19 protein-coding genes are annotated in these 19,348 nt (G+C 61.7%); 14 read left to right on the top strand and 5 right to left on the bottom strand.

Features of this window, described 5'->3' with window-relative positions; genetic code table 11:
* Positions 1-26 precede the first annotated feature (26 nt).
* The 4 genes from HUV26_RS07260 to cobI all read left to right on the top strand — a co-directional run bounded on the left by HUV26_RS07260 (position 27) and on the right by cobI (position 4,152).
* Entirely contained in the window at positions 27-1,124 is a 1,098-nt protein-coding gene (locus tag HUV26_RS07260) for a FecCD family ABC transporter permease (protein ID WP_174409448.1), read from the top strand.
* A complete protein-coding gene (locus HUV26_RS07265; protein ID WP_174409449.1) occupies positions 1,121-2,101 on the top strand; it encodes an ABC transporter ATP-binding protein in 981 nt (326 codons plus the stop codon). The genes HUV26_RS07260 and HUV26_RS07265 overlap by 4 nt, the downstream gene beginning before the upstream one ends.
* A 142-nt stretch (positions 2,102-2,243) precedes the next feature.
* Complete coding sequence (locus HUV26_RS16815) at positions 2,244-3,401, top strand: ABC transporter substrate-binding protein (RefSeq protein ID WP_308483153.1); 1,158 nt, start codon at positions 2,244-2,246, stop codon at positions 3,399-3,401.
* A gap of 1 nt (position 3,402) precedes the next feature.
* The gene (gene cobI, locus HUV26_RS07275; RefSeq protein ID WP_174409451.1) at positions 3,403-4,152 is read left to right on the top strand and encodes a precorrin-2 C(20)-methyltransferase; all 750 of its coding nucleotides are present in this window, start codon (positions 3,403-3,405) and stop codon (positions 4,150-4,152) included.
* Positions 4,153-4,403: 251 nt separating this feature from the next.
* On the opposite strand, the gene HUV26_RS07280 is transcribed toward cobI, so the two are convergent.
* The 4 genes from HUV26_RS07280 to HUV26_RS07295 form a co-directional block, all read right to left on the bottom strand.
* Positions 4,404-4,739 carry an antibiotic biosynthesis monooxygenase family protein gene (locus HUV26_RS07280; RefSeq protein ID WP_174409452.1) on the bottom strand — a complete coding sequence of 112 codons (336 nt, stop codon included), beginning with the start codon at positions 4,737-4,739 and terminating at the stop codon, positions 4,404-4,406.
* A 218-nt stretch (positions 4,740-4,957) separates the two neighbouring features.
* Positions 4,958-5,860: a pirin family protein gene (locus HUV26_RS07285; RefSeq protein ID WP_174409453.1), complete on the bottom strand. Its 903-nt coding sequence runs from the start codon at positions 5,858-5,860 to the stop codon at positions 4,958-4,960.
* Positions 5,861-6,102: 242 nt separating this feature from the next.
* Entirely contained in the window at positions 6,103-7,065 is a 963-nt protein-coding gene (locus HUV26_RS07290) for an ABC transporter ATP-binding protein (RefSeq protein ID WP_174409454.1), read from the bottom strand.
* A complete protein-coding gene (locus tag HUV26_RS07295; protein WP_174409455.1) occupies positions 7,050-8,141 on the bottom strand; it encodes an aminoglycoside phosphotransferase family protein in 1,092 nt (363 codons plus the stop codon). The genes HUV26_RS07290 and HUV26_RS07295 overlap by 16 nt, the downstream gene beginning before the upstream one ends.
* Before the next feature lie 297 nt (positions 8,142-8,438).
* Between HUV26_RS07295 and HUV26_RS07300 the strand changes: the two genes are divergently transcribed.
* Complete coding sequence (locus tag HUV26_RS07300; RefSeq protein WP_174409456.1) at positions 8,439-8,771, top strand: TraR/DksA family transcriptional regulator; 333 nt, start codon at positions 8,439-8,441, stop codon at positions 8,769-8,771.
* A 124-nt stretch (positions 8,772-8,895) separates the two neighbouring features.
* Complete coding sequence (locus HUV26_RS07305) at positions 8,896-9,216, top strand: DsrE family protein (protein WP_243451302.1); 321 nt, start codon at positions 8,896-8,898, stop codon at positions 9,214-9,216.
* A 778-nt stretch (positions 9,217-9,994) separates the two neighbouring features.
* Here HUV26_RS07305 and HUV26_RS07310 read toward each other — a convergent pair.
* On the bottom strand, positions 9,995-11,755 hold the full coding sequence (locus HUV26_RS07310; protein ID WP_174409458.1) for an AMP-binding protein: 1,761 nt from the start codon (positions 11,753-11,755) through the stop codon (positions 9,995-9,997).
* 236 nt (positions 11,756-11,991) lie between these two features.
* Between HUV26_RS07310 and HUV26_RS07315 the strand changes: the two genes are divergently transcribed.
* From HUV26_RS07315 to HUV26_RS07350, 8 genes are all read left to right on the top strand, one after another.
* On the top strand, positions 11,992-12,297 hold the full coding sequence (locus HUV26_RS07315; RefSeq protein WP_174409459.1) for a Dabb family protein: 306 nt from the start codon (positions 11,992-11,994) through the stop codon (positions 12,295-12,297).
* A gap of 316 nt (positions 12,298-12,613) precedes the next feature.
* Positions 12,614-13,054 carry a flavodoxin gene (locus HUV26_RS07320; RefSeq protein WP_174409460.1) on the top strand — a complete coding sequence of 147 codons (441 nt, stop codon included), beginning with the start codon at positions 12,614-12,616 and terminating at the stop codon, positions 13,052-13,054.
* A gap of 463 nt (positions 13,055-13,517) precedes the next feature.
* Positions 13,518-14,165: a UPF0149 family protein gene (locus tag HUV26_RS07325; RefSeq protein WP_174409461.1), complete on the top strand. Its 648-nt coding sequence runs from the start codon at positions 13,518-13,520 to the stop codon at positions 14,163-14,165.
* A gap of 167 nt (positions 14,166-14,332) precedes the next feature.
* Positions 14,333-15,088, top strand: coding sequence for a hypothetical protein (locus tag HUV26_RS07330; RefSeq protein ID WP_243451303.1), 756 nt, complete (start codon positions 14,333-14,335; stop codon positions 15,086-15,088).
* Positions 15,072-15,698: an RluA family pseudouridine synthase gene (locus HUV26_RS07335; protein WP_174409462.1), complete on the top strand. Its 627-nt coding sequence runs from the start codon at positions 15,072-15,074 to the stop codon at positions 15,696-15,698. The genes HUV26_RS07330 and HUV26_RS07335 overlap by 17 nt, the downstream gene beginning before the upstream one ends.
* Before the next feature lie 167 nt (positions 15,699-15,865).
* Positions 15,866-17,035 carry an ATP-grasp domain-containing protein gene (locus HUV26_RS07340; protein ID WP_174409463.1) on the top strand — a complete coding sequence of 390 codons (1,170 nt, stop codon included), beginning with the start codon at positions 15,866-15,868 and terminating at the stop codon, positions 17,033-17,035.
* A gap of 280 nt (positions 17,036-17,315) precedes the next feature.
* Positions 17,316-17,549 carry a hypothetical protein gene (locus HUV26_RS07345; protein ID WP_174409554.1) on the top strand — a complete coding sequence of 78 codons (234 nt, stop codon included), beginning with the start codon at positions 17,316-17,318 and terminating at the stop codon, positions 17,547-17,549.
* 168 nt (positions 17,550-17,717) lie between these two features.
* The gene (locus tag HUV26_RS07350) at positions 17,718-19,154 is read left to right on the top strand and encodes a sigma-54 dependent transcriptional regulator (protein ID WP_174409464.1); all 1,437 of its coding nucleotides are present in this window, start codon (positions 17,718-17,720) and stop codon (positions 19,152-19,154) included.
* The last annotated feature ends 194 nt before the right edge of the window (positions 19,155-19,348 follow it).

Genomic DNA, 19,348 nt, shown 5'->3' on the forward strand with positions numbered 1-19,348 from the left:
CCGTCCACGGACAAGGAACTTGCAATATGGCCGACACCACGGAACACACATCCGCACGACATACGGAGCGTGCCCGCCGCTTCCGGCGCACAGCCCTGTGCGCACTGGCGGCGTGCCTTGTCTCCGTGGTGTCGGCCTGTCTTTTCGGGCCCATGGACATTGCCGTGCGCGATGTGCTGACGGTGCTGGTCGTACGGCTTGCCGACCTTTTTTCCCTGAGTGCGGCAGCAGAGCCCGCCTCCCCCACCGTGAGCCTTGTGGTGTGGGATATACGGCTCGGGCGCATTGTGCTTTCCCTGTTGGTGGGCGCCTCGCTCGCCGTGACGGGCACCGTGTTTCAGGGTATTCTGCGCAACCCGCTGGCAGACCCCTTCACCCTTGGCGTATCCAGCGGCGCTGCCTTCGGAGCCTCGCTTGCCATTCTGCTGGGCTTTACGGGCGCGCTGCCGCTGCTTCCCGCCGTGGGTTTTCTGCCTGCCGCCGCCCTTGGCGGCGCGTTGCTGGCCCTGTTCGCGGTCATTATTCTGGGCCGTTCCGGGGGCAGGCTGCGGCGGGAAACGCTGGTACTGGCGGGCGTGGTGGTGGCCACCTTTCTTGCAGCCCTCATCTCGCTGGTCAAGTCGCTGGATGAAGACTCCGTGGCCTCCATCGTCTTCTGGATAATGGGCAGCATGCAAGGGCGTGGCTGGAACGAATGCGGCCTCATGCTGCCGTGGCTGGTCCCCGGCCTGCTGCTCATCTGGCGTTACTCACGCGAACTGGATATTCTGGCCCTGGGCGACACGCAGGCGCGTCAGCTGGGCATGAACGCCGATACGGTGCGCCTGCGCCTGCTCATCGGCGCGAGCATGCTCACAGCCGCAGCCGTTGCTGTTTCCGGTGTCATAGGCTTTGTGGGGCTGGTAGTGCCCCACCTTATGCGCATGCTGCAAGGAGGAGAGCACCGCCCCCTGCTGGTCAGCAGCGGGCTTTCCGGCGGGCTGCTGCTCCTGTGGTCCGATGTGGCTGCCCGCACCATCCTGCCGCAGGGCGCAGAACTGCCCGTGGGCGTGGTCACCGCGCTTCTTGGCGGCCCCTTCTTCTGCCTGCTGCTGAGGCGGCGCGCTGCGGGGGATGCCGTATGATCACCCTGCACAACGCAGTCTGCGGCTACGCCGGCATTCCCGTTCTTTCCGGGGTGAGCCTTTCCGTTCAACCCGGCGAAATGGTGGGGCTGCTCGGCCCTAACGGGAGCGGAAAAACCACCCTGCTGCTCACCTTATCCGGGGTACTGCCGCCTCTTGCGGGCGAAATGCGCATCCACGGCAACGACTGCGCCGCCATGCCGCCTGCCGTGCGCGCCCGGCATCTGGCCTCTGTGCCGCAACGCATGGGCGAGCCGCCGGACATGGAAGCCTTCTCGCTGGTACTCATGGGCCGTTACCCCCACATTTCCTTCCTTGGCGGCTACACAGAACAGGACCGGCGCATCGCCCTTGCCGCCATGGAAGAAACAGGCACCGCGCACCTGGCGCACCGTTCCGCCTGCACCCTTTCCGGCGGTGAATTCCAGCGGGTGCTCATTGCCCGCGCTCTGGCCCAGCAGACAGAATGCCTGCTGCTGGATGAGGCGACATCCGGCCTCGACATAGCCCGCAAGGTGGAAATCTTTGACCTGCTGCGTCAGCGTACCGGCCATGACATGCATAACAATGGTAATGGCCAAACCTTGCATGACCGCCAGAACGGGCATGCTGACCGCGACGGGCAGACCAAGCAACGGGTGGCCGTTATCGCCGCCATCCACGACCTGAACCTCGCCGCACTTTACTGCCACAGGCTCGTGCTGCTCAAAAACGGGCGCGTGGTCCGCGACGGCGGCGTGAACGAGGTATTCACGCAGGCCATTCTTTCCGAGGTGTATGAAACCCGCATTCATATTGTGCCGCACCCTGTCACCGGTGCGCCGCAGGCGTGCCTTGTCCCCGGACGGACCGGAAAGGCGGGCCTGCCCGTTGCTGCCGATATGGCCGACGCAACCGACACGCAGAATGCCGCCCGCAGCCTTGACCCCGCCCCCGTGCCAATGGCGGCAGGCACAGGAGGCAAGACGCATGCCTAGCCGCGCAGACCGTGTTCCGTGCCAACGTCTGTCTGCCGCGGAGTGTTTCCGGTGGCGTTTCCCGTGGCTTTTTCGGGTGGGCATCCCGCTGCCAGCCGTATTGTCAGGCCTGCTGTCCGTGCGGATTTCCGTGCGGATTTCCGTGCGGATTTCCGTGCTGCTGCCTGTTCTGCTGCCTGTGCTGCTGTCCGTGGTATTGTCCGGCCTGCTGAACGGCCTGTCGGTGTTGCCCGCCGGAGCGGAGACAACCGCCCCGGTTGCCGGACATAGCCCGCTTGACAGTACCTCCGGCAACCCCAGCAACCCCAACAACGCCAGCAATGAAGGTCGCGACAATATCGGTGAAACACCCCGCACAGCCCCTGACCGCAGCCCTGACCAGCATGCTGCTCCCCATGCGCCGGATTCGGCTGCTCCTGCACAAGGGGCAAGTCCGGTCTCCATTATCGATGACACGGGGCGCACCATCACCCTGCCCGCTCCTGCGCGACGCATCATCGCCCTGTACGGCGGCTTTAACGAAATTCTCATCCACATGGGACTGCACGACCGCATCATTGCCCGCACCAAGGCGGACACCCATCCGCCCTTTCTTGCGGCACTGCCTTCCATAGGTACCCACATGCGCCCCAACGCGGAACTGGTGGCGGGTCTTGCGCCGGACTGCATCCTGCAACTGGGGGGGCGCAGACAGGCCACGGAAATGCAGCAGATTCTGGAACGGCTGGGTTTTCCCGTGGCCTTTTTCCAGCCAGCCACCTTTGGGGAACTGTTCCATGTGATTGAACGTCTGGGCGTACTGACCGGCTCGCCTGACCGCGCAGACGCGCTGGTGAGCCACATGCAGGGCAGGCTGGACGCGGTGACGCAGGCCCTTGCGCATGTTCCGGCAACGGCTCCTACGGTCTTTTTCGAGGTCCGCTACCCCAATCTGCTGGGGGCGGGAGCGGAATCCATTGTTAACGATATCATCCTGCACGCGGGCGGCACAAACGTGCTGACCATGGGCCCCAAGCTTATCCGGCTGAACGAGGAAGAACTTGTGCGCCTTAACCCGGAAGCCTACCTTGTGCAGGTTGGCCCCATGAACCCCTCGCCTGTGCCTCCGGCGCAACGCGATCACTTTCGGACACTGCGTGCCGTAACGGCAGGCCGGGTTCTTACCGTTGATGAGCAGGTCTATTCGCGCCCCGGGCCCAGAACCGTGCTCGCCGTGGAAGAACTCGCGCGATTCCTGCACCCGCACGCCTTTGACAACACAACCGCTTCCGCCCGCATAGCCGGGCAGGAAGGAGAATGATATGTGCAGCCATGAACCAACACCCCCGCCTGCGGGGCACACTCCCGGAACCCTTTACGGCATAGGCGTGGGACCGGGCGACCCGGACCTCATCACCCTTAAGGCCACACGCATACTCGGTACGGTGGATGTGGTCTTTGCCGCCGCCTCCACCAAGAACGACTATTCCACGGCCCACGGCATTGCCGCACCGCACATGCGTCCCGGAGCCCGCACCGTCACGCTGGGCTTTCCCATGACGCGCGACAGGGCAGCCCTTACCGCCGCATGGCAGGCCAACGCCCAAACCGTGGCCGATGAACTGGATGGCGGCCGCAGCGGTGCCTTTCTCACCTTGGGCGACCCGCTCATCTATTCCACCTTCGGCTACCTTATGCGCACCCTTGCGGCCATGCGGCCCGATATTCCCGTAGAGGTGGTGCCGGGCATAACATCCTATCAGGCTTCTGCCGCGCGCACCCGTACAGTGCTGTGCGAATCGGAAGAAAACCTGCTGCTGCTTTCGGGTGTGGGCAGTGCGGAATCGCTGCGCGACATGCTGCGGCAGGCAGACAACAGTGTCATTCTTAAGGCCTACAAAAACTTTCCGGAAATCCGCCGCGTACTGGGCGAGGCAGGCAAGAACGGTGAGACGGTCTTTGTCTCGCGGCTGGGCATGGAAGGCGAACACATTGTGCGCAATATTGCCGAGGCACCGGAAAAGCCGCACTACTTTACGCACCTGCTTATTCCCAAGGAACCGCGCGACTGACCGAGATTTCGCATCCGGAAACACCGCCGGACGAATTTGCACGGGTCTGAATCGGTCTGAACGGGCCTGAACAGGTCTGAACTGGTCTGGCGGGTCTGGCGGGTCTGCACGGCCTTGCATGCACCGTGCTGCGGAAAAATTCTTCACCGCCCGCAACAAAAACGCCGGAGCCTTCTCTTTCCGAGGAAGCTCCGGCGTTGAAATAATCTTTCCGCGCCTGTTCCGGAAAATCCGGCGGCAGGGAACACCCGCTACGCCAGACTGCGTTCCCGCACCTTGTAATGCCGCACGGTCTCTTCCGGCACAATGCCGTACTTTTCATCCTCCGGGTACAGCTTGGCCACACCTATATCGTCTCCGGCAAAGACCGCCACAGCCTCCAGCGACTTCCAGTAGGTGATGAGCACAATTTCCACCATGCCCTTTCTGCCTCCGGCGTCTTCGCTCCGGCAGTCCCTGTCCATTATCTGAAAACCCATGTATCCGCTGGATGCCTTTATCTCGCGCACCCCCGTCTGGTACAGATAGTCGAGAAACCCCTCACGGTTCTCCTCCGGACACAGACATCTCCATTCGCGTGCGTACATTGCTATCCCTTCATCTCCGCCACGGCTGGCGGATAGTGCTTTGCGCCGTAAGACTCCCGGCTCTCCGGCCGGTCTCCGCCAGCATTCCTCCCGGACACATCCGGCGCGGCGGCGCCCACTGCCCGCACCGTGCACCCCGTTGGAAACACACAGGGCAGGCCCGCGTCAAGAGCGGCGATCCCATTTCGCTGAAAAAACACCCGTTCAGCGGGAAAAGCCTATGCCTTTTCCCTTCCCTTGCCCACCTTCACAAAGCCGCCGTGGCGAAACTCGTCAAAGGCCAGACGCAGTTCCTCGTCCGTATTCATGACAATGGGCCCCCGCCATGCCACAGGCTCGTTGAGGGGCGCGCCGGAAACCAGCAGAAACCGCAAAGCCTCATTTTCCGCACGCAGGGAAACGGCATCTCCATCGTCAAAAAGCACAAGGGTTTTGTCGGAGACGGCTGCGGCTTCCGGCCCGCCCTCTTCCGTTGCCACAACGCCGCTGCCGCCGATAACATAGACAAACACCGTATGCCCGCGCACGGTGGCATGTTCAAACGTCACCCCGGCGGGCACCTGCACGTCCAGATACTCCGGGCTTATGACCACATCCTGCACGGGACCGCGCACCTGCCCCACGCCGGGGCGTACATCCTGCACCGTTCCGGCAATAACCTTGACGCGCACCCCGTCCGTCAGATGAGCTTCGGGAATCTCCGCCGCCGTCACGCCACGGTATCGCGGGTCCATCATCTTCTGCGCCGCAGGCAGGTTTGCCCAGAGCTGAAAACCGTGCATGGCCCCCTTCGCATCGCCCTTGGGCATTTCCTGATGCACAATGCCGCTGCCCGCCGTCATCCACTGCACATCGCCGGAAGAGATGACGCCCGTGTTACCCAGACTGTCACCGTGTTCCACATCGCCGCGCAACACATAGGTAATGGTTTCTATGCCCCGGTGCGGATGCCACGGAAATCCGGCCACAAAATCTTCCGGCCTGTCGGAACGGAAGTCGTCCAGCAGCAGGAAGGGGTCAAACATGGGGGCCTCGTAATAGCCGAATATTCTGCGCAGACGCACGCCCGCCCCTTCGGTGACGGGCTCGCCCCGCAGTATCTCGCGGATGGGACGATACATGAAAAACTCCTGTAAGATGAGTGGTGGCAGACGGCCCGCATACAGTCTGCAGACAGCCCGCAGACTTCCGGCAGGGCAGTATCCGCCTGTAATTTCCTCACGGCCAAAGGCAACATTTTCAACCTGAACCCGCTGCCGCACGTTATTCCTGCCAGCGTACACGCATCTGCCGCCGAATGACCAGCACGAAACCATTATTTTCCGGTTCGGCTCTTCATGGCTCTTTCCGCAGGTGACGGCACTCACACGCCGCAGCAGAAACCGGAAGCAAGCCGCACATCCACCCGGTCGCCGGGGGTAATGCCGTTGTGCACGCCATATGCCGTGAGCACATGGCCGCGCACATCCAGCGTATAGCGTATGTAGTGCCCGCCAAAGGTTACCCCGCGCACAATGGCCGCCCCCTGCGGATTATGGACAAGGCACAGCGATTCCGGGCGCACGTACACCGCCTCCCCGTTCTGCGGTGCTTCCATGCCCAGCAGGGAACACAATTCGGCATCCAGCGTGTTCACGGGGCCCAGAAACCGCGCCGCTTCACGCGTGGCAGGGGCGTGGTACACCTCGCCCGGCGTGGCGTACTGCACCAGCCTGCCCTCCAGCATAATGCCTATGCGGTCTGACATGGCAAAGGCTTCTTCAAGGTCGTGGGTCACGCTCACCGTGGTGACCCCAAAGGTTTTCTGCGTATGGCGGATGAATTCCGCCGTCTCCATCTTCAGGTTGCGGTCCAGATTGGCGAACGGTTCATCCAGCAGAAGGAGGGTGGGGTTCACCACCATGGCGCGGGCAATGGCCACCCGCTGCCGCTGCCCTGCGGAAAGCTGAACGGGATAGGCAGCCGCCTTGTCAGCAAGATGAAACATATCCAGCATGTCGCGCACGCGTTCATCCACCGCACGCCTGCCCATTCTGCGGGCACGCAGCGCAAAGGCCACGTTCTCGTACACGCTGAGGTTAGGAAACAGCAGATAATCCTGAAAGACCATGATCACGGGATGGCTCAGCGAAGGCTCCACCGCGTAGCGCACCGTGCCCGCGTCCGCCGTTTCCAGTCCGGCGAGGATGCGCAGCAGCGTGGTCTTGCCCACGCCGGAAGGACCCACCAGCGAAACAATCTCTCCGGATTCCACGGCAAAGGCGATATCGCGCAGCACGGTTCCGCCTTCATATTCCTTGCACAAACCCTCTACCGCAACAGCCATTCCACACCGTCCAGATACCGTTCTATGGTTGCTAACGTGTGCGCATGGGTGAGCGCGCGCCCTGCCTGCCCGTTTTTTACGCTATGCCCGCTTTCTATGCTATGCCCGCTTTGCTCTGGCCGCGTGTATTCATACCACGCCATATAGCACCACGAAAGCCCCCGCAGCAGAATGGTGCGCTCCAGCACCCGGGTCTGCGCATCCAGCATATCCCATGGCGGAACCGCAGCCCCTGCCGCGTACAGGGCATGGCAATACTCCCGCAGAAACCCGGCCCGCGCCTGCGCATCGAACACATAATCCGTTTTCCACAGCGTGGTGGTAGCTGCAAGAAAGTGCCCCAGATCCTGATGGCGGCATGAGAGCACGGCCTTTTCCCAATCAACCAGCGCGGCCCTTTGGTCACTTATCAGAAAGTTCCCGGAATTCACTTCCGTGTTCACAATACACAGCGGTTCTCCGGCGAAGAGGGGGCGTGTGTCCTCACCCATGCGCGCCACCTCATCCCGGTAGCGCAAAAGCCGCGCCAGCACCTCTTTTCGCGGATGGTCGGAAAAACGGGCCAGCATGCCTTCACATTCACGCACAATGTCGCCCACGGGGTCTGCCTGCACCACCAATCCGCAGGGGGCTGCATGGTCGTGCAGCCCCGGAATCTTGTGCGTCTCTTCGCCACAGGGAACAGGCAGGCTGTGCACCGCCGCGAAAATGCGCGCCGCCCTGCCCGCATCACGCGTGTAGTCCAGCGGTGCGCCGGGTATGTACTCCATAAGCAGCACCCCGCCGGGCAGGGCTGGCTCCACCGCCTGCGGGTGCGGGTCCACACCGTAGGGCAGCGGGGTTACACCGGAGGCACCCACAAGCTCCAGCACCCTGTGTTCGTAGGCTATCTGGCTTTCTCCCAGCCCGAGCTGGCTGCCGTGGTTAATGCGGAACACCCGCAGCCCCTGCCCGGTTTCCACCAGCCAGTTCTCATTGTACTCCCCCGCTGCCAGAAACGAAACCCCGCCGGGAAAACGCATCCATCCCGCGTGCAGGCAGTAGTTGCGTATGGCTTCCTGCCGGGCTTCATCCATGCTGCGTCCTCCACGTAGTTGTTGCAAAGCATCCTCCGGCAACTCGTTCCACGGCGGTTCGCTGCCGGGTGCGGGCAGTGTGCCGTCTCAATGCACGCACGCAGACGGGCATGCAGAAACGCAACGCAGCACCACAGCCTGACGATCTGCCGGCAAAGGCGTGATTCTACGGAAAAGCACAGCTATCCACAAGCGACCGGCGCAGGAAGACGGGTTGGCGGATAGGCGATTTTGATGTATATACTGACCTTTCGGGTTTGCCCCGCACCCCATAACCATAACAGCGCAGGACGCCGCATGACGGAAGCAGACAGAACCGCCATCCGCCGCAAGATTCAGGACGAGATGGAACGGCTCAGGCCGGAAATTGAACGCCTCAGGGAAGTCACCCGCCCCGTTGCCCCCGACGACTCCATAGGGAGACTGTCGCGCATGGACAACATAGTGAATATAGGCGTGAACAAGGCCGCACTGGGCAAGGCTGCGGCCCGTCTGGCAGGGTTGGAATACGCGCTCACGCAATTAGACTCACCGGATTTCGGCACCTGCGCCGAATGCGGCACCAGCATACCCCTTGCCCGCCTGCTTGCCATGCCGGAATCGGACCTATGCGTGCGTTGCGCCGAATAGAAGCCGCTTGCCCCCAGAGAAATACATGCCCCCGCCCGCGTTGCTCTGCCTACCCATCAGCATTGCCAATCGATCCATGCCGATGATATAGATACCGCCTATACAAGACGCATCGGAGGTACGAATGCAGGTACTCATCACCATTTCCAGCAGTGAGCCGGAAATCAAATGGAATGCCGTCCGGTTCGGCAATTTTCTTCTGGAACAGGGGGAAGATGTTACCATCTTCCTGAACGGCCCGGGAGTTGCCCTCACCGCAGGCGAAAGCGAGCAGTATCCCATAGGCCAGCAGGCCAAGGTGTTCTCTCTGAACGAAGGCACCCTTGTCGGCTGAGGCAAGTGCATGACCGCCCACGGTGTGGGCGAAAATCCCTTTGTCTCGGTTTCCAATATGCCGTTCCTGTACGAGGCCATGAAAAAGGCCGACAAGATTCTGAATTTCTGATTCCGGTTCCGCAGTATGCACACAACAGGGGCCGCTCCGGAGAACTTTCCGGAGCGGCCCCTTCCGTTGCCTACGGGGTTAGGCACCGGGTAAGAAAGAGCCCGCCATCAGAAAAATGGCGGGGCGTGCCCGCTCGCCCCGCCGCCTCACATTTGGACCGGACGGCAGGCCGTCCGCCGCTCTGCGGCACCACGGGCGGTCTGCCCGCAGCCATTGCCGCCCTGCGCCGCAAGAGAGCATGGCACTGTTCACTGTACACGCCGCCACGGTGCCCGCAACCGCTTTTCGGTGAACGGAAGCGGCAAGGCGGCAAACGGTGAATGGCTGCAGTTCAACCCTGCAAACGCGAAAACGGCTCAGGAGCCACCCTGAGCCGTTTTCGGAAATTTGTTGTAAAAGAAAGAAGGTAATCAGGTACTAGCAATAGGCGTGCCAACAGCGCCAACCTTTTTCATAAAATCATAACACACTAAAATATAACGCAAAAACAACAGTGGCTTCCGTCCCGCTGTATACTCCGTCTCTTTTTCCCGTGCAAAATTTTAAACCTCCGTGGGGGATTGCTCCCGCCCATGCCTGTTCCGGCAAGGGCAGTTCAAAATCCTGCACGCGCAGCACAATATTTAAAACATTGATAATAATGGATTATTTAAGCTCAAACACTTCGTCCGGCCCAAACGAACAGGCCGGGAAAGGTCTGCGCCTCTCTCCGGCCTGCTTGGTGCAAAATGTTGAACCGGCTGAATCGGTACTTGCTGTAAAACCTGCTGAGCGGGCTTTACTCCACGTACAGATACCGCTTTATCTTGTGGGTGGGCGTCTTCTCAAAAGGCTCGGTCTGCTCAATCATCCTGTGCAGCCGCGCAAAGGTGGAAACCTTGCCGTTCGCCTCCTGCCGGAGCGATTCCAGCAATTCGTCCACCTTGGCCTGCATTTTGGCCACGGGCAGCTTGCCGAATTCCTCGTCCGCCTTGGCGTAGTCAATATGCACCCGCGCCGCCAGCTTGCCATCCAGTTGATAGACTATGCACTCCAGCACCCATGACGATTGGAGCAGCACACCCTCAATTTCTTCCGGATAGATATTCTCTCCGCTTGCGCCCACGATAACGTTCTTCAGCCGCCCCTTGATGACCAGATGCCCGTCCCGGTCCAGCTTTCCAAAATCACCTGTCCGGAACCAGCCGTCTTCCGTGAAGGTGCTGCGGGTAATCTCCGGTCCCTTGTAATACTCGCGCATTACGTTGGGCCCCTTTACAGCTATCTCACCCTCACCCGTCACGGGGTCTTTATCCAGAATGGTAATCTGCACCCCGTGCAGCGGCTTGCCGATGGAATACAGATTGGCCTTGCCGGGGGCATCTCCCGCACACAGGGGGCTGGTTTCCGTCAATCCGTAGCCCAGACCGTAGGGAAAGCCCGCCTCGCGCAGAAAAAGCTCCACATCCGGGGCAAGGGGCGCGCCGCCGATACAGAACATGCGCAGGCACCCGCCGAAGGTTTCCCTAAGCTTCTTCCCGGCAACGGCGTTCAGCTTTTTGCGCACAGCGGCTATGCCGTAAAGGCGGCGCTTCAGCCAGCTGCCCGTAAGCTTGGGCAGAATGGCGGTCTTAAAAATCTTTTCTATGACCAGCGGAACGGAGAGCATAATAGTGGGCCGCACCTGCGCCAGGGCGGGCAGCAGTGCGCGCGCCGTGGGCGGTTTGTCCAGATAGTGCACATGCGCGCCGTGTGCCAGCGGCAGCACCATGCCCAACGTGCATTCATAGGTGTGCGAAAGCGGCAGGATGGAAAGCAGCCTGTCTCCGGGACCAACCTGTATGATGGTTTCCACCACCGCTATGGCGTTGGAAACAATATTGCCGTGCGTGAGCACCACGCCCTTGGAGTGTCCCGTGGTGCCTGATGTGTAGATAATGGCGGCCACATCGTCCGGCTTTACCTCGTGCGGAGGCACATCGTACCACGCCTCGCCGGGCGTCTCCGCGGCATCATCGCCCGTGCTGCGCACCTTATCGGAAAACCGCTCCGCCATGCGCAGCGCCTTTTCCTTAAACTTGCGAAATTCGCGCAGTCCGGCCTTCTTCATCTCCTTCAGCCGGTCCTTGCCGTCATCCAGCCCCACAGGCACAAAGGATTCCATGAGAATAAGCAGCGGTTCCTCATCATACTGCCCGTCTTCCAGCTTGGGAAAGAGCTTTTCGGAGACAAACACCGCGCGGGACTCCGAATGCCGTATGATGTGGTGAATGGCGTCCGGGTGAAAGTCCGGCAGAATGGGCACCGCCACCGCCCCCATGGCGGTGATGGCAAAGTAGGCCACTGCCCAGTGCGGACAGCTCTCGCTGAGAATGGCAACCCTGTCCCCCCGCGCTATGCCGTTGTTCGCAAGCATGCGGCTCAGGCTGTGCACGTTTTCGCCGAACTCGGCGTAGGTTACAGGCTCTTCTCCTACATTCGAAACAGCAGGATGCGCCGCAAAGCACCGTACGCTGCGCTCCAGCACGGCCTGCAACGTCTGCCTTTCCAATTTTTCCATGCTCCGCTCCCTTAAAAAAAATCCGCCGACCTCCTCGTCGGCACACCATCACCGATGTACGGTAATATGCCGTATCGCGCAATATAGCACAGCCGCCGCCCGCGCCACTCCAAATCCAAAGCTGTGCCGGCATTCCCGCACTTGACCCGGACCGTCCCATGCCGCATACCGGAACGGCAGGCACGGCACAGTGGCCGTGCTCCCGTCACACACGCCAGCAAGACAAGGAACACGACATGATCAGACATCTCGTATGGTGGACGCTTAAGGAAGAGGCCCTCGGGGCAACAGCCAAGGAAAACTGCGCCAAGATGGTCGCCATGCTCAGAGGCATGGAGGGGCGCATCCCCTCGCTTAAAAGCATAGAAGTTTCCACCGAGTTTCTGGAAACCTCTACGGAGACCGTTCAGGTCATTCTGCAGTCCACCCATGACGATGCGGAAGGGCTTAAGGCGTATGCCGTGCACCCGGAACACCTCAAGTGCGTGGAGTTCATCAAGCAGATTGTGGCCACCCGCAAGGTTATGGACTACGTGGTGTAGCTCCAGCCCGTTTTCGCCGGAATCAGGCCGCTGCCTGCCCGGTAACGCCGGGCAACCACACGCGAATCTTTGCGATCACCCGAACCGCCACCGGACACCCTTCCGGTGGCGGTTTCGTTTTTTATCTCTCAATTCCGGCGTGTTAGCACAGAGCATTCTCCCCGAAACAAAAAAAGTGCAGCCCCGGTGCAAAAAAGACTTGATGCTGAAAATGAATTTCAATATCAGATTTGAAACTACCCGGATGCAGCCGGGAAGACAACCTCATCCGCACCGGCCCCTCCGGCGCGCCAACCCGCAATAAAAGGATTCCATCATGGCCAAAGCTCTCATCGTCTACGGTTCCACCACCGGCAACACGGAAAACACCGCACGCTACATAGCCAGCGCCTTTGCCGCAAAAAGCATAGACACACAGGTCATGAGCGCGGCAGACGTGAATGCCCCTGACCTTGGCGGAAACTACGACATCGTCCTTCTGGGCTGCTCCACGTGGGGTGACGAGGAGATCGAACTGCAGGACGACTTTATCCCCCTGTACGACGAGCTGGAAAATTCCGGCCTCTCCGGCAAGAAGGTGGCCGTGTTCGGGTGCGGCGACTCATCCTACACCTATTTCTGCGGCGCGGTGGATGCCATTGAAGAAAAAATGGAAGCCGTCGGGGCTACTATTGTCGTGGACTCCCTGAAAATTGACGGCGACCCCGTGCGCGACGACGTGTGCGCATGGGCGGAAGAAGTCGCCGCCAAGCTGTAAAACGCGGCCACGCCGCCTGCCGCCGCCACCGCCGCACGGAGAACGGATGCCTCCGGGGTTCTTCACCCGCTCCGTACGCGCGGCGCAGCGGCACAGGGCTTTGTCCGCAAACCGGGGCCGCGTGGGGATGCGGCCCCGTTACTTTGCCCGGAACGGTCTGCGCGCCGTCCGGGCCTTCCCATGCACCCTTCTATGCGGCCATTTCCGATACTGCCCTGACAATCCCCTGAGCATGTGCCTTTCTGCCTGCGGTCCCTCCCCGCTCCTTGCAGACAACGGCAGCCCCCCGTGCCCGGCCTGTTACACCATGCCTTCCCTTCCGCCCCGGTCTGGGCTAGAAGCGTCTGCGGAACGCGCGACAAGCAGCCCTTGCGCACCGTCAGTGCCCCACTGGCCGTACTGCACATGCCGCGCAGCACGGCCCATGCAGCATGGTCCGCCAAACTTTTTTTCGGAGATACCCTTGCCCGTACCCGCCCAAACCATCTCATCCGGCCGCGTTGCGGCAGCCCCCCGGCTGTCTGACGAGCAGTTGCGCGAACGCATGGAGTCGCTGCTCCGCCAACACCCCTGCGACTACGATTACCCGGCCATACGCGCCTTCCTCATGGGAGAGGCTGTGGCTCCCGTTGCCATGGACCCCATGGAATTGTGTACGGTCTTCTGGGATGAGCAGGCCCTGGTCTTTGCCGATGCCGCCGCCCGCAATGCTTTTCACCAAACCTTCGCCCTGCTGTGGAACCGGTTGCAGGAACACACCCGCAAAAAATCTCCGTTCCGCCTCACCCCCCTTGCCCTGCCCGGCACGGGCGCACAACTGGAGCACTACCTGAACGTGCGCGGCAGCGAATTTTCCTCCCTGCACGCAGGCTTCCTGCAAGGACGCGATTCCTCAGAACTGGACGATGCGCGCAACGCGCTGGTGGCCACGCTTTCCGCCGGTTCCTTTGTGGTGCAGCGGCTGTGGGGCGAGGTGTACGTGGCTGCGGAAGACGACATCCTTCCGCGCGATGTGGTGCTTACCGTGCGCCGATTCGAAACCACCGCCAACCGCGATGTGGCCGAATTTGTCTGGAAGGCCGCACGCCTGCGGCAATCTGTGCGTTCCTGATTCACTATACGCCCATGCTGTTTCCCTTGCTCATAAACCACGGCGCACCGCCGGATGAAACACATCCCGCCTACAACCACGCCGCCTCCTGCGCCGGCTTCTGCTCTGCGTGCGGCAGGGAACATACTCTGGCGGCGGGCTTAGCGCATGCGGAATGCACCGCCCTGATGAACCTTCTGCATGCGCACGACACCGTGGACATGCTCTCCGCAGAGCCGGACCCCCTCCTTTCGCTGGACTACCTGCGGGGCGAGGCACGCGGGCAGATGTTCGGGGTGCTGGTCTGCCGCACGCCTCAGGGCGCATACGGCACCCTGCGCGCCTTTTCCGGCCAGTACAACGGCATATGGAGCGTCCCGGGCTGGGTGCCTCCCATCCCGGACGTGCAGGAGTTTGATGCGCTGGTCCGGCAGGACGACCCGCCCATACGGGAACTGAGCAGGCGCATTGCAGATCTGGACGCCGCCCCGCACCCCGCCTGTGCCTGTACGGACGGACATGGGACCGAAGCGTCCGGCAACTCCGCGCACGAAACCCGCAAGCAGCTCACCGACCAGCGCAAAGCCCTGTCGCAACAGGCCATGCGCCGCGTGTTTTCGCTCTACCGCCTGCGCAACTTCCGGGGCCAATGCGCCGTCCTGCACGACATTCTGCCCACAGGCAAAGGCGCGCCCACAGGCACGGGCGACTGCTGCGCCCCCAAGCTGCTGCACTATGCCGCCCTGCACGGCTTTACGCCGCTGGGGCTGGCGGAATTCTACTGGGGCCGGAAAAACCGTTCCGGCACACGGCAACACGGCAGCTTTTATACCGCCTGCACGGAAAAGTGCGGACTCATTCTCGGCTTCATGCTCTGCGGGCTTGCATCCCCCGCAGGGCCAAAAAGCGTCACACAAGGAACCAACGATGCAGATACTCCATAGCGATTCCCATGTCGTCGTGATCATTAAACCGGGAGGAATGCTCTCCGTGCCCGGAAAAGGCCCGGACATGCAGGATTGCGCCATGCAGCGCGTGCGCGATCTGTTTCCCGGCTGCATAAACTATCCCGCCGCGCACAGGCTGGATATGGATACCTCCGGCCTGCTGGCGTTCGGACTTACGGACGAAGCCTACAAAGGGCTCAGCCGCCAGTTTGCGGAACGCTCGGTGGACAAACGCTACATTGCGCTGCTGCAGGGCGACGTGCAGGGGCGGGAAGGCGAGATACGGCTTCCTTTCCGGCTGGATACGGACAACCGCCCCCGGCAGATATACGACCCGGAACACGGCAAGACGGGCATAACCCGCTGGGGAGTGCTGGAGCGGGAAGATGGGCTTACCCGCGTGGAATTCTGCCCTGTGACCGGGCGCACCCATCAGTTGCGCGTACATGCGGCGCACCCGCTGGGGCTGGGCTGCCCCATTGTGGGGGACAGGCTCTACGGCACCGGACGCCAAGGCGATGCCCTGCTGCTGCACGCGGCCTACCTGTGTTTCCGGCATCCGGTCACGGGCGAGGAACTGGCCTTCTGCTCCGTGCCAGATTTCTAGCGGACACTAGGGCGACACCAGAGCGGACACTAGGCCGGCGCATCAGAGCAAGGGCGGCACACGCACAGCGCGGGCTGGCGCGAACAATCACCGGCAGGCCCGGACACAATGCGGGGCTGACGCGCCCCCGAAAATATGTGAAGCTCTGCATACAGGAGAAAGGCTCCATGCCAGATACCCCCCGCACTGCCCATGCGCCCGCCGCGCCTGAACACGCAGCAGGCACCATGCCTGCCCATACCGTTGGGCCTGCATCCGGTTCTGCGTCAGATATTCCGCATTCCATCTGCTTTCTTGTCCGCAACCCGCACGACAACCCGGAAAACGGCGTTGCGCTGGCCCGCGCAGCCCTCGGCATGGGCCTTGCCGTAGCCTTTGGCGCAGCGGCTACCCTTGCTCTGCACGGCGGAGACGTTACCTGCTCGGTCCACACGGTTACGCAGGCGGCTCGGCAGGAAACGGCTCAGGCGGCCTCTTGTGCTGATACGAATACCGGGGGTGCTGCCAGCGGAACACAAGCCGCCCGGCCCAACCATTCTACGCGGCCCGACCATTGCGCACAGCCCAACAATCCCGCCTGCTTCCACGATCTCCACGTTGCCCCGCAGGGCCGCACGGTTCCTCTTGCCTCTTTCGGGCATGTGCAGGTGCTCAGCTTCGGCCCCCGCGCCAGCTTTCTGGATTATTTGCAACTGCTGCGTCTGCTGGCGGAAGGCGTGCCCGTTACCAACTCCCCGGACGCGCTCATGCACCTGAACAGCAAATATCTGATGGCAGGCATGGGCCGCCTGTTTCCCACGCCGCTCACCCACGCCTCCACCGATGCGGACACCCTGTGGTCCGTGGTGAGCCAGTCGGATGAACCGTGGATCGTCAAGCCTCCGGCAGAGGCGTTCGGGCGCGATGTGTTTCTCATCTCCCGCGCAGATACCAACGCCCGCGCCATCCTGCAAAGCATGACCGGACACGGTACGGGACGCTACTGCCTGTTGCAGCAATACGTGCCGCAGATCCGGCAGGGCGAGGTGCGCGTTCTGCTGGCAGGCGGCAGGGTTGTCGGCCAGTACCGCCGCCGCGCCGCGCAGGACCACCGCACCAATCTGGCGCAGGGCGCGGTGAGCGAACCCTGCGAGCTTACGCCGGAAGAACGCGCCCTGTGCGACAGGCTGGGAACATGGCTGCTGGAGCGGGGAGTGGTCTTTGCCGGGGTGGACCTCGCCTACCCGTACATCATCGAATGCAACGTGCTCAGCCCCGGCGGCATTGCCACCATTGCGGAACTGACAGGGCACGACCTTTCCGGCACAGTGCTGCGCGGCATTCTGGGCATACCCTGAGACATTGCCCCGCATACACGCTGCTACGCTGGCAGAATGCCACACCGGCTACGGAAGCCCTGCAGAACTGTCCTGCAGCCTGACTGCCTGACTGCCTGACTGCCCGACTGGCCCGACTGGCCCGACTGCCTGTACAGGCGCACTACCTACCACTACCTACCCCTACCTAAAAAAAACGCCTTGGCAGGCACCACGCCCCTGCCGTACCCGGTCCGCGCTCCACATCCCGGACCAGCCACGCACATTGCAGCCACGCACCGGCTGGGGTATCCTTGTATCCATGCTCATCGTCAAATGCGCGGCCTGTCGCCGCAAACTTTGGAAATACCTGAAGATAGGCAAAGGCGAAGTGCTGCGCTGCCACAAGGACAGGATAACCCGCCTGTACGAGGCAGAGGAGCGCGAAGGCAAAATATACTGTCTGTGCGGCAAGCCTGTGGGCATAGACAAAGGCGGGCACTACAGCATGATACGCAACGCCTTTACCTACGCAGGCACCAAAGAACCCAAATGAACGCGCGGCAGGCTTCCTTTTCCGCAGGTGGCCCGCTTTTCGTGGGGTACTTGAAATCTTGCCGTAAAAGGCGCAATGGGATGGTGGCGTTGCACCGTTCAGGCGTTCCCCGTGCATCACGCAACGCCGCGCCACGCTCCTCAAACGCAAGCACAGGGTCACACGGCCATGCAGCATATTCTGGTAGCCACAGATAATCAGGCAGCCGCCAAAGCCATCTCCCGCAGCTTTTCCACGCAGGTGCAGCTCAGCGTGGTGCGCCACCCGGACGAGCTTAAGCCCGCCCTCGGCAAACGTACCCACGATGTCATCTTCGCAGACATAGCATGGCTGGACCCTTCGCCGGAGCGCAGCTTTGAGAGCATCCGCACAGCCCTGCGCGCGCTGTGGGTCATTGCGCCCAATCTGGAGGTTATCATCCTCACCCCGCAGGAGAATATCCGCGAAGCCGTAAAGTCTGTTCGCGCCGGGGCAGACAACTACCTCACCTACCCCGTCTCGCCGGAAGAGGCGGCCTATGTGCTGGAAAGCCTGCGCGAATCGCACATGATGCAGACCGAACTGGAATACCTGCGCTCGGCAGACAGCGGCTCTTCGCTCGCCCCCCTGCAGCAGGTGGCCAGCCCGGTCATGCAGGCCGTGTTCGATAAGGTTCGCCGCGTGGCGCAGGCAAATACCACCGTGCTGTTGCAAGGGGAAACTGGAACCGGCAAAGGTGTGCTCGCCAAGCTCATCCACGCCCAGAGCAACCGCGCCAGCGGGCCGTTCATGGGCGTGCACTGCGGTGCCATTCCCGAAACGCTGGTAGAAAGCGAACTCTTCGGCCATGAAAAAGGCGCGTTCACCGGCGCCAGCCGCCGCAAGGCAGGCCGGTTTGAGGTCGCCGCCAAGGGCACCATCTTTCTGGACGAGGTGGGCACCATCTCGCAGCCCACGCAGGTGCGCCTGCTGCAGGTATTGCAGGACAAGGTGTTCCAGCGCGTGGGCGGCGTGGCCGACATTCCCATGGAGGCACGCATCATCGCCGCCAGCAACGTGGATCTGGAAGATATGGTGCGCCGGGGCGAATTCCGCGCCGACCTGCTCTTCCGGCTTAATGTTTTTCCCATCCGCGTCCCTTCCCTGCGCGACCGGCGGGAAGATATCCCCCTGCTGGCAGAAATGTTCCTCCAGCGGCTGCGCCAGCAGCACATGAAAAAAATAGACGGCATCCACCCGGAGGTGCTGGAGGCCTTCAGCCGCTATCCGTGGCCCGGCAACATACGGGAACTGGAAAACCTGCTGGAGCGCGCCTACATTCTGGAAACCTCGCACATGCTCTCGCCGGACAACTTTCCCCCGGACCTCTTCGTGGGCGGCGCCCCCCTTGCCAACGTTTCGCTGGACCTTTCCCTGCCCCTTTCAGAGGTGCGCGACAGGGCCAAGGAGCACGCCCAGCGGCGCTACATAGAAGAAATGCTCGCCGCCTGCCGCGGGCGGGTTACCCTCACCGCGGAACGCGCGGGCATAAGCACCCGCCAGCTCAGAAAACTGCTGGGCCGCTACGGCATAGACAAGTCGCACTACAAACCGGCCAAAAGCGGAACAAAAAATGCCTCTTTATAAGAAGCGGAACAAAATATTCCGCATGGATTCCTAGACCGAATCTAGACTTCACGCCCCGTTTACGCCCCCGCCTGCCGCCTCGCCCGGAAAAGCGGAACACCATGTTCCGCACCCCTCTTTCTTACCACATAAAAAAGCACGTTATATAAACATGTTACACCCATGGCACGCCCATTGCTCATTGCGAAAATGAT

The organism is Desulfovibrio psychrotolerans, assembly GCF_013340305.1.
Lineage (GTDB): Bacteria > Desulfobacterota > Desulfovibrionia > Desulfovibrionales > Desulfovibrionaceae > Halodesulfovibrio > Halodesulfovibrio psychrotolerans.